Genomic DNA, 11,052 nt, shown 5'->3' with positions numbered 1-11,052 from the left:
CGACAGAGCGGGGAACTAGCTTCGCATTCCCAGGTGTCGTGACCCAAATAACGTAGTACGCGGGGTACTGAGTCTGGTCAGAATGGCTTGTTAGATTCCTCTTTCAAGCCTCACGCCTAAAGGCTGAGGTTCCTGACAACTCTAACAAGACCGCATCTTGTTCCTAACCTGTTTCCATAAGTATATTCACTGCTGTGCAAAATGGCAAAAAAAATGTTCATAAATTTTTCACAATTTTTTGCTTGCCATTGGAACAGCTAATTTTTTTTGCGAAATTGTAATATTAGTTTATACCCCAACCCTTATTTTTGCGTAATATTACCGATCGCCGTCTTGAGTCTCGTTGGGGGAAAATCCGGCGCGATTCTGATTTTTGACCTTATACATGGCTTTATCTGCTAGAGAGATCAGTTGTTCCTCCGTATTGCCATCGTGAGGATAAACACTGCTGCCAATACTCACGGTAATAAAAACGCGATGTTCGTTTAGGTTGAAGGGACTCGAGAGAGTGGTGGCAATTTTACGAGCAACGATTTCGACATCTTCTGCTTGTTTGATCCCAGGCAAAATGACTGTAAATTCATCACCTCCCAATCGGGCAACGCGATCGCTATCCCGCAGACAATTCTCAATTCGTTCTGCAACTGCCTGTAGCAGCAAATCTCCCCCTTGATGACCGATACTATCATTGACCTGTTTAAACCCGTCTAAATCTAAATACAGCAACCCCACAAGGCGTTTCTTTGCTTCAGCCCAGGCCAAAAAAGTTTGAAAACTTTCGTAAAATCCTTTGCGATTGGCCAAACCCGTGAGAGAATCCGTGTAAGCGAGATGGTGCAGGCGATCGTGGGTGCGTTTTAATTCGGCATTGGAGCGACTGAGTTCTTGAGTTGTTCTTCTCAAATCCTCTTCAATTTTTTTCCGTTCTGTAATATCGCGGATCACGCCAATTAAAAAGATATTTCCGGCGGCATCTTTGTGTAAAGAACGCTTAGTTGCCGTTAAATAGGTTTTACCGTGGCGATCGGTAAATTTTTCTTCGTTCTCTTGTGGGTTCTGATGGCGAAAAACCCATTCGTCTTGTTGGCGAAATATCTCCGCTTCAGTCGGACTAAAAATATCCGAGTCGGTTTTATGTAATAACTCTTCTAAGGGGTAGCCACTAAGATTGCAAAAAGATTGATTGAGAACGAGCCAACGGCGATCGCGGTCTTTAACAAAAATAGGATCGGGAATATTATCGATCGCGGATCTTAAGAAATCTGTAGACCGTTTGAGTTCTTCTTCTCGATAAGCCAAGTAACCCGTTAATATGCTTGTTGTTCCCCCCAAAGCCAGTAAGGGAGGGATAACAGGAATCCACCATCCCCATAAAAACGCCCCATAAGTTCCTCCCAGTAGAAAGGTTATCCCCAAAAATAAAACGAGAGAAGAATGGAGAGGCGATCGCCATCGCAAGACGATCGCAGCGGCCAAACTCGACCAGAAAAAAATCCACAGCCATTCGATCGCATCAGGCCAAACTTTGACGATGGCGCGATCGTCCAGGACAGCCCCGAGAATATAGCTGATAAAATTAGCGTGCAGTTCTATCCCGTAGAGAGGAGAAATCGACCCAAAGGGATTGGTACTGTAGGGAACATAAACAAAATCCCCCAAACTCGGAGCCGTCGAACCAATCACGATAATGCGATCGCGAATGCGATCGGGGGAAACTTCTCCGTTGAGGACTTCCCGCAAAGTCACCTGTTCAAAGGCATCAGGATTGCGAAAATTAACTAAAACTTGATAGCCGCGATTATCTGTGCGAATGTAAGAACCATCGTTAGGCTGTAGGGCTGGAAAAGTGCGATTCCCTAATTGGAGATATTTCGGATTAATTTCGGAAGGTTGAGGATCAATTCCCTCTTGTTGGAGATAAAGCAAGGCGAGACGTAAGGCAAAGCTAGTATGAGGTTCTCCCTCTTCGTGCCAATAGAAAAGACTGCGACGCACTCGCCCATCCGCATCGATGACAATATTATTAAAACCTATTGCCTCTTCAGTTAGACCAACTGGGGGATTAATTGCGCTTCCTTGCTTGTCTTTTAATTTTTCAATGCCAACAAAATGAGGAACTTGAGTCATGGTTTCTTGTAAAAGATCGTGACCCGGTTCCACAGGCAGATCCCGATAAATATCCAAGCCGATCGCGCGGGGTTGAGCTTCGTTTAACCGACGAATAAGTTCGGCGATGATGCGATCGGGGATTGGCCAAGTGCCGCTTTCCTGAATGTCCTCTTCATCGATCGCCACAATTAAAATTCGTTCTTCTAAAGGTTCGGAGGGTCGCAAACGAAATAATTGATCGAAAGCAGCCCATTCCCAAGTTTGGAGGATACCGCTCGATCGCAGCAGAATAGTACAACCTGCAACCCCCACAGAAACCAAACAAAAGACCTGTTTTTGTTGCCACCACCGCCAAAGGGATGCAAATCGAGAACGTGAATTAAACATCGATAAATATGCCAGCAACAAAAGAACGCAGAAAAGGAAAGTTGGGAAAATTTCTAGCTTCCCCTTCTTTCCTTTTTATGCGTTCCTGAGAGAGACTGCCAATACAAATGTAGCGATCGCTCAAGATAATCAATTATCTTGTCGGAAGAACGTATTGAAAATTGGTCGGCCCCTCATAGTCAGATACTGTGGCCAATTCTTCCAATGATAACCTTCCCGGTTCTACCTTGCCGTCAATTTCCCAACTGGGATAGGACTGCACTCCAGCCGCTTGACAGGCTTGAGGCTGGGCATTTTCTCCATCTGCTTCGCATTCGATATATTCCACTTCGGCAAAGGCTTCTTTGCCAAACAGGGCCTTTTGTTCGTAACAGTGGGGACACCAATAAGCACCGTACATTTTGATGTCATTTTCTCTTAAATGTTGAGCGAGTTCGATTTCTGATTCTCCCGATTTTGTCTTGACTTCCCAACCTTTTCCTGGAATGAGTTCGCTTTGCTGGGGAAGAGGAATGATGATTTTGCCTTCGGCGATCGCGGGATTATTCAGGGGTGCGTAAATTCCTAAAGTTCCCATAAAAGTAATAAAAGCAACAATAACGCTAGTGAAAACAAGTTGACCGAAATCTTCCCAAGTGCGTCCAAAAACTGTCAGTAAAAATAAGCTGAGAGAAAATAAGGCCGATCCGATGCAGTAATAACAAACTGCCTGTATTTTGCCAAAGAGAACATACATTAAATAGGCACTAAAAATCATCATGGCTGTTGAACCAATCAGCAAAAATAATGCCGTCCAATGTTCTAGTTTATTTCGCAAATCGCGATCGCTTTCTGGGTTAATGATGTATGGGGAGAGGGCAAAGGCTATCATGCTCAGATATGCTAATAAGCCAAATAGGGAGAGAGGAAGTCCAAAAACTGTTGCGTAAGGACTGGAGAGGACATCAGTGCAACTTCCTGTCGTTGCACTGGTATTAATCGCACAGCCGACTTCTCCTCCGGTGAGTTTGGTAATGGTCAAATAACCAGTTAAAGCAGCACCGATGCTGGCGATCGCGCCAATTATAAATCGCGAGTAGCGATGAATCCAAGGAATAGAACGTTTTCTTATCATTATTTTGATATTTTGATAGGGAATGGAGAGTGTTGTGCGGGGATTTGACCCGCTAATGGGTCAGTCTTAACTAACTATTTTAAGCCTGGGATAATATATTTGAAGTCTTGGCTTCCTTCATAACCGGATAATTGTGCCAGTTTTTCTAAACTTTGAATGCCTGGGTACAATTCGCCGTCAATTTCCCAAGTCGGAAAGGAGGTAATTCCAGCCGCGTGACATTGTGCGGTTTGAGAATTTTTCCCCTTGCGATCGCATTCTATATAATTAATCTGAGAAAGCGCTTTGTTGCCCAATAAGAGTTTTTGTTCGCCACAATGGGGACACCAATAAGCACCATACATTTTTGCGCCAATTTTGCTTAAATGTTGGGCAAGGGCAATTTCAGAGGTGCTGGATTTTGTGGTAATATCCCACCCAATGCCGGGTGTAGAGGCGGTTTTTAGGGCGGGAATGGGGATACGTCCGTTGATGAGAGTTGGGGGTGCTTCATTGGCATAAACCCCTAGTGTGCCAACCACTGTGACGATCGCCACCAGAATTCCGGTAAAGAGAACTTGTCCCCAGTCTTCCCAAAGACGACCCAAAAGTGTTAAGACAAATAAACTGAGGGAAAAAGTGGCTGAAGCTAGACAATAGGGACAAAAAATGTGCAGTTCAAAGGCGAGGAGATAGACTAAATAACTGCTAACTGCTGTCATCCCCGTCCCACCAATTAATAAAAGATTCCAACTCCAATTTTCGAGGCGATCGCCCTGGGATTTGTCTTCCAGTTTAACGATCGCCGGAATTAAAGCCAAAACTGCCATACTCAAATAGGCGATCCCCCCATAAAGCGAGAGAGGTAAGCCAAAGACTGTGGCATAAGAACTCGACAGGGCAATATTACAGCCATCTCCTTCTGCCCAGCAAACCGCAGAATTTCCCGTGAGTTTAGTTATGGTAAGATACGAGGTTAGGGCAAACCCCAACAGCGCGATCGCGCCAATCAGCCAGCGCGATTTCTGGTAAATCCAAGGCAGAGAACGATTACGGTTCATGGGTTTGAGGGGGAGCGTTCAAGATAGCTACACACAAGCCTAACAAAATCATAAATCAAGCGATTCCGTCAAATGCTCGGAAGATGCCCAAGCTGTTGGGAGTCGGGTTACTAAGCAGCTAGAGAGCGAGACGCTCCCACTCCTGTATTCTATTGTGATGGTAGTGCGGGCATCTTGCCCGCTCATGCCTAAGTCCGATATTAGCAGTAAGCAGTGATATCCTCGCCACATTCATCTGCTAAGTAGCACAAAGCGCGAAACCGCAAACCCACCAGTTGATCGTAAAAAGGATTCAACTTGCATAAGGGGGGAATATGAAAGAGAACTTTACCCAAAACTTTCACATCTCGTTCAAATGGGCATTGTGCGGGGATTAATTGACACAATACGCGGGCAAAATCAGCATTTTTGACTTCCCAGTTATCGAGGAGCATTTTCAGGGGCTTTAACGGTGCAAAAGTAATCTTAGGGAATTTAAGTTTTGAGGGGATATTTTTTTGTAGAGAAATTCCGGGTTGGTGGGCTGGAAGATACTCGGAACTCCAACTGCTAAAAACGAATTCTTTGATTGTGGTTCTGATTGCGTCAGCCATTGTTCCTTTCTGTTCTAACTTTGAGAACAGGCTTGCTTATTCTTTGTCTACAGTCATCTAAATCTAGATTCCGGATGTTTCAGAATAGTTTTTTTAACCCTGAAAATCCCAAAAAACAAGTTATTAGATGAGTTTGCTCTCATTAAATTAACAATCTGTTACAAAAATCTCATTTAGAACTTACCAAACAGGAAGAACTATGAAAAAATAGAGATTCTGGGCAGAATTTTATTAATTTCCATATTTATACTAAGCCAAATAGCTTAAGTTAAAAATACAGTTTGAGCTAACGTCCTTGATTATATTCTGTCTTATTTTTTATGGGTGTTATCCAGATAACATCACCCTAAATTGCGATCGCGATCGCAGAACTCGCAGAACTCGCCAATAATATTGATGTACCTCAAAACGCGATCGCGTCCTTCGCAAATAAATATTGATAGAATTGTGATCTCATAGAGTTGATTGAAAAATGTTAATTCGAGAAGTAATAATAGACGATGCGATCGCAATAGCGATTCTGCTCGAACAACTTGGCTATCCAGACACAAATGGGTTTATTGTTCCTAAAGTGCGCCAACAACTGTCCCATCCCGATACTTTGCTTCTTGTCGCAGAAAAAGAGCTACAAAAAGAGCGACAAGTTTTGGGTTTTATCGCCTTACATTTCATTCCTCAACTTGCTTTAGTCGGGGATTTTTGTCGGATTAGTTACTTTTGCGTTTCCGAGAATGCGAGAGGTTTGGGACTGGGTACAAAACTAATCGAACGTGCAGAAACAGAAGCAAAAGCAAGAGGATGCGATCGCATAGAAGTTCATTGCCATTCAAGACGTAAATTAGCACATCAATTTTACCAGCAACAAGGCTACCAAGAATCACCAAAATATTTGCTAAAAATGATCGAGGGATCGAACTCATCCTGAAAAGGCGATCGCAGCAACAAAACTAAGGCAAACTATTGGGATCTACCCCTAATTCTAAAAGGCGATCGCGCAACTGTTGGTTTTTCTGTTGTTCCTCCTCCATAGTAGCTTCAGCGCGATCGGCTCTTTGCTTTTCGAGTTCTTTTTCTTGTTGTGCGCGATCGGCTCTTTCTCGTTCGAGATCGGCGACTTCTTGAGGTAAGAGAACTAAATTACCATTGCGATCGTAAAAGCGCAACCAAACCGCACTCTCTTTCATTAATGTTCCTTCCCAAGTCCCCAACCACAGCCCCAAACTCTCGCACCATAACCATCCTCGTTCATTTGGCGTTAAATCTTCATAGCGCCCATTGACTCCTAAATGCCAACCTTGCAGAGATTCTTGATTGAAAGGATTGTAAACAAAATAATTGGGCGTTCTAAAAGTTCGTTCGTATATTCGCTTTTTATTGCCCGTATCCTCACCTGCCGTCGAAGGAGACATTAGCTCCACAATAACATCAGGATAACGTCCTTCTTCCTCCCAAACAATCCAACTGCGACGCTCAATCGTACCATCTACATTTAACGCAACAAAGAAATCAGGTCCTCGAAAATCTTTATTCCTGACCTGTGCGCTACTGTAATAAATAAACATATTCCCACTAGCAAAATAGTCGTCTCGTTCTTGATAAGCCTGGTGGAGAGACTCAATCAGAACATTCATAGCGATGCGATGGCGATTGCTTTCCAAGGGTTCTCCGTCGTCATAAGGTAGATTAGTGGGAGGAAGTGGAATTTCTTCCTTGATTGTGAGATTTTGAGGCAGTTGTTCGCGAACTAATTCGACCGACATAGTAACATTCCCTCAAGATTAATAAGAACAAGTATATCGTCATTCTCATTTCTAGGTCAAAACCGTTGCCACGAAATCCCGCGATATAGAAGTCCCGCGATCGCCAGTAAAATATTCACTAGATCACAGTGCTATGCTATCGAGTCTTGCAAATTTTAAAGCGCCCAGGAAGGGTTGATTCTCGCAGAAGAGTGCCAATAATCACCAAGAAATATAATCTTTCTCTCCATCACCATGACTCCTAGAGCCATAGTGATATTAATATAGATAAGTCGCTTTGTTTTGGGGAGCCAACCGTGCGAATTCCGCTCGACTACTATCGGATTTTAGGGGTATCCATTCAGGCCACCGCCCCCCAACTCGGTCAAGCCTACCACGATCGCGCTTTGCAATTGCCGCGTCGCGAGTACAGCGATATTGCCATTAATGCCCGCAAACAGCTACTCGACGAAGCCTATTCCGTTTTATCCGATGCGGAACAGCGATCGGAGTACGATGCCGGATTTTTGGCCAGAACTCACCCTCTCGAAAGCCAAACCCTACCCGAGGATTTAGCTTGGGAAGGAGAAAGAAACGCCCCCATAGCTTGGCTGGAAATTAATAACGAACAATTTATCGGCGCACTCCTGATTCTGCAAGAACTGGGAGAATACGAACAGGTCATCAGTTTGGGAACTCCCCTGATCGATCGCCAAAATTTGACCCCAGAACAAGAACGACTGATCGATTCCGAATTAGTTCGCGCTGATATTGTCTTAACCATCGCCCTCGCTTGTTTGGAATTAGGGCGAGAACAGTGGCAGCAAGGGCAGTCAGAACGCGCCGCTATCTCCGGACAAGTAGGACAAGATTTACTGCTGCGAGAGGGCTTATTTGCCAATATTCGCGGCGAAATTCAAGCAGACCTCTACAAACTTCGCCCCTATCGCGTCTTAGAACTCCTCTCTCAAGACGAACAAGCCGTCAGCGATCGCATTAAAGGCATTCAACTTCTACAAGAAATGCTCCAAGAACGCGGCGGCATCGATGGTAATGGCGACGATCGCTCTGGGTTAAGTATTGATGACTTTTTGCGCTTTATCCAGCAAATTCGCAGCTATTTAACCGCCGCAGAACAACAAGAAATTTTTGAACTCGAAGCCAGGCGACCTTCCGCCGTTGCCACCTATTTAGCCGTCTACGCCCTCGTTGCGCGAGGTTTTGCCCAGTTCCAACCCTATTTGATTACCCGAGCCAAAGAGATGCTGCAAGCCCTAGGACGGCGGCAGGACGTACATTTAGAACAAGCAGTTTGCGCCTTGTTACTCGGTCAAACCGACGAAGCCAGTCATGCTTTAGAGTTAAGTCAAGAATACGAACCCCTCGCCTTTATTCGCGAACATTCCCAAGGATCGCCAGATTTACTGCCAGGTTTATGCCTTTATGGGGAACGGTGGATGCAAACGGAAGTTTTTCCCCATTTTCGCGATTTAGTTGACTTGCGAGCCTCTTTAAAAGACTATTTTGCTGACGAACAGGTACAAAGTTATTTAGAAGAACTGCCCACAGAAACAGAAAATCCCGATCGCTGGTCCGTGGTAGACCCCCAACCCGTATCAGTTCCCACCACATTACAAGGGGATCTGGGGGCAGTTGCCGCCGAACGCACCCTCCAAGAAACCCGCCCGGGACGAACCGCCACCCTGAACCCCCCCGCCATTCCTACTGCAACTCAAAGTCGTCCTGGGCGATCGCAGCCCTCTCCGACTGCCTTACGCCAACCCGCCCCCTCGCCTCCCCCACGACGACGACAAGAACCCCAAGAAGAGGAAACGGGAACCCCTCCTGTAGCACGACGCAGCAGCCGTCGGCGATCGCGTTCCTCGGGCAATTCCCAATGGGGTCGCTTGCTCCTATTTGGAGTAGGAGGCATTGCAACCATTCTCATCCTCTGGCTGGCGATCGGGCAAGTTCTCAAAGCCTTATTCGGGGCGACGGATATGGTACCGGGGTTAGAAGCGGATCAACCTGCTATTTCCCTCGATAGTCCAGTGGTTGCCATTCCCACAGAAACCGAGGAAACTGCCCCTAATGCCGCCACTGGAACATTAACGGAGGAAAGCGCCCGTCAAATTATCGAAACTTGGTTATCGGTGAAGCGATCGGCGTTAGGGAAAGAGCATCAAATTCCTTTACTCGAAAGCATTTTAGCTGACCCTACCCTCGCAACTTGGCGCGATACGGCACAATCTCTGCAACAAGAAAACGCCCATCGGGAATACGAACATACCCTGCGGATAGAGAATGTAGATTTTAATGCCGAGAATCCCAATACAGCAAGGGTTGAGGCATCTATTCGAGAAATTGCTCGCGCTTTTCGCGGTGGACAACCCGATGGCAGCAGTTCCTATGATGATAATTTGCGAGTTCGCTATGAGTTGGTCCGACAAAATGACCTCTGGCGCATTCGCAGTATGACGGTGCTTTAGGAGTGGTTAGTGGTTAGTGATTGGTGGCTAGTGATTAGTGATTGATGGTTAGTGATGAAAGAAAACTCAACGATAAAGGAGCGATCACAGGAATTGGCACAACTCTTTTTTAAGTTAGGTATTATTGGTTTTGGTGGTCCTGCTGCCCATATTGCCATGATGGAGGAGGAGGTGGTCGAACGCCGTCAATGGCTGACAAGGGAGCATTTTCTCGATCTTGTGGGGGCCACTAATTTAATTCCTGGTCCCAACTCGACGGAAATGGCGATTCATCTGGGTTATTCCTATGGCGGGGTAATGGGTTTAGCGGTGGCGGGGTTTTGTTTTATTACCCCGGCGGTATTGATAACAGGAATATTGGCGTGGCTATATGTTAGTTTCGGGACGCTGCCGAAATTTTCTCCTTTATTATATGGCATTAAACCCGCCGTTTTAGCAGTGATTGCTGGGGCATTATGGCGGTTGGGGAGGAAAGCAATTAAATCGCGATCGCTTCTTTCGATCGCAGGTTTAGCCATCGGTTTATTACTATTGGGGCTGAATGAAGTCTTAGCCCTTTTGATTGGGGGTATTGTTGGGATGCTATGGTTGCAACTGAAATCCCCTCCCGATCGCCTCGCGGAATTGGCGATCGCAAGTTTGAATATTACAGTAGCAGGACGGACAATTGCCGCGAGTACAGAAGTGACGACCCCTGCTTTATGGCAGTTGGGGTTAGTTTTCCTCAAAGTGGGGGCAATCTTATTTGGTAGCGGTTATGTGTTAATTGCCTTTTTAGAAGGGGAATTAGTGGGTCAAGGTTGGTTAACTCAGCAGCAATTATTGGATGCGATCGCCATCGGACAATTTACCCCAGGGCCAATTCTGTCTACCGCCACCTTCATCGGTTACATTATTTTAGGGGTGCCAGGGGCGATCGCCGCTACATTAGGCATTTTTCTCCCTTCTTTTCTCTTGGTAGCAATTTTAAATCCTATCGTTCCCTTATTGCGGCGATCGCCCTGGAGTGCGGCTTTTTTGGATGCCGTCAATGCCAGCGCTGTTGCCTTAATGATAGTAGTAACAGTACGCTTGGCTGGGACAATTTTTGGGCAGCCTCACTTCGGTTTACCCTTCGATCCTATTGCTTTCGCGATCGCCATCTTCAGCGCGATCGCCCTATTTCGCTTTCGACTCAATGCGGTTTGGCTGGTCTTGGGAGGTGCCGCGATCGGCTTTCTCTCTTCCTTAATTATTGACACTTTGCAGTTGAATTGAAAGCCGGCTTTAAAATCCTAGTATTACCGGGATTTTAATCCTAATTCATATCATAAACAGAATCGATATTCATATCATAAACAGAAGTGTTGACAAAAGTTGAATCCTTCCTCATAATTCGGTATGATGGGGTCGAACGTATCGACTCAATTGAGGCAATGGTACAGCAACTTAATCCCTTATTCATTGACGAGGATAGTCTTTATCCGGAAAGTGACGGTAAACCCTTGGCAGATAATACGACTCAATTTCGCTTAATTGTCACGATTCAAGGAGGCCTCGATACTTTATTTCAAGATCGAGAGGATGTATTTATTGCGGGAG

At 45.5% G+C, this 11,052-nt stretch carries 8 protein-coding genes and 1 pseudogene; 4 read left to right on the top strand and 5 right to left on the bottom strand.

Annotation, left to right across the window (positions count from 1 at the left end; genetic code table 11):
- Window positions 1–318: 318 nt before the first annotated feature.
- The 4 genes from JUI58_RS02130 to JUI58_RS02115 all read right to left on the bottom strand — a co-directional run bounded on the left by JUI58_RS02130 (window position 319) and on the right by JUI58_RS02115 (window position 5,243).
- On the bottom strand, window positions 319–2,496 hold the full coding sequence (locus JUI58_RS02130; RefSeq protein ID WP_204102093.1) for a CHASE2 domain-containing protein: 2,178 nt from the start codon (window positions 2,494–2,496) through the stop codon (window positions 319–321).
- Between the two features lie 133 nt (window positions 2,497–2,629).
- The gene (locus JUI58_RS02125) at window positions 2,630–3,610 is read right to left on the bottom strand and encodes a vitamin K epoxide reductase family protein (protein ID WP_204102092.1); all 981 of its coding nucleotides are present in this window, start codon (window positions 3,608–3,610) and stop codon (window positions 2,630–2,632) included.
- Between the two features lie 74 nt (window positions 3,611–3,684).
- Window positions 3,685–4,650, bottom strand: coding sequence for a vitamin K epoxide reductase family protein (locus JUI58_RS02120; RefSeq protein ID WP_204102091.1), 966 nt, complete (start codon window positions 4,648–4,650; stop codon window positions 3,685–3,687).
- A 200-nt stretch (window positions 4,651–4,850) separates the two neighbouring features.
- Complete coding sequence (locus JUI58_RS02115) at window positions 4,851–5,243, bottom strand: Mo-dependent nitrogenase C-terminal domain-containing protein (RefSeq protein ID WP_204102090.1); 393 nt, start codon at window positions 5,241–5,243, stop codon at window positions 4,851–4,853.
- 472 nt (window positions 5,244–5,715) lie between these two features.
- On the opposite strand from JUI58_RS02115, the gene JUI58_RS02110 reads away from it, so the two are divergent.
- Window positions 5,716–6,168, top strand: a complete 453-nt coding sequence (locus JUI58_RS02110) for a GNAT family N-acetyltransferase (protein WP_204102089.1) — start codon at window positions 5,716–5,718, stop codon at window positions 6,166–6,168.
- A gap of 22 nt (window positions 6,169–6,190) precedes the next feature.
- Here the strand turns inward: JUI58_RS02110 and JUI58_RS02105 are convergent, their stop codons facing one another.
- Window positions 6,191–7,003: a Uma2 family endonuclease gene (locus tag JUI58_RS02105; RefSeq protein WP_204102088.1), complete on the bottom strand. Its 813-nt coding sequence runs from the start codon at window positions 7,001–7,003 to the stop codon at window positions 6,191–6,193.
- Window positions 7,004–7,299: 296 nt separating this feature from the next.
- Between JUI58_RS02105 and JUI58_RS27315 the strand changes: the two genes are divergently transcribed.
- From JUI58_RS27315 to JUI58_RS02090, 3 genes and pseudogenes are all read left to right on the top strand, one after another.
- Window positions 7,300–9,471 (top strand): IMS domain-containing protein, encoded by a 2,172-nt coding sequence (locus JUI58_RS27315; protein ID WP_204102087.1) that lies wholly within the window; start codon window positions 7,300–7,302, stop codon window positions 9,469–9,471.
- A gap of 54 nt (window positions 9,472–9,525) precedes the next feature.
- Window positions 9,526–10,728, top strand: a complete 1,203-nt coding sequence (gene chrA / locus JUI58_RS02095; RefSeq protein WP_204102086.1) for a chromate efflux transporter — start codon at window positions 9,526–9,528, stop codon at window positions 10,726–10,728.
- A 158-nt stretch (window positions 10,729–10,886) separates the two neighbouring features.
- Window positions 10,887–11,052: pseudogene (locus JUI58_RS02090) on the top strand (Uma2 family endonuclease); the annotation flags it as partial.

The organism is Spirulina sp. CCY15215 (assembly GCF_016888125.1).
Taxonomy (GTDB): domain Bacteria; phylum Cyanobacteriota; class Cyanobacteriia; order Cyanobacteriales; family Spirulinaceae; genus CCY15215.
Note: the sequence above shows the minus strand (reverse complement) of the source record. Positions and strands in the feature narration are given on the sequence as shown.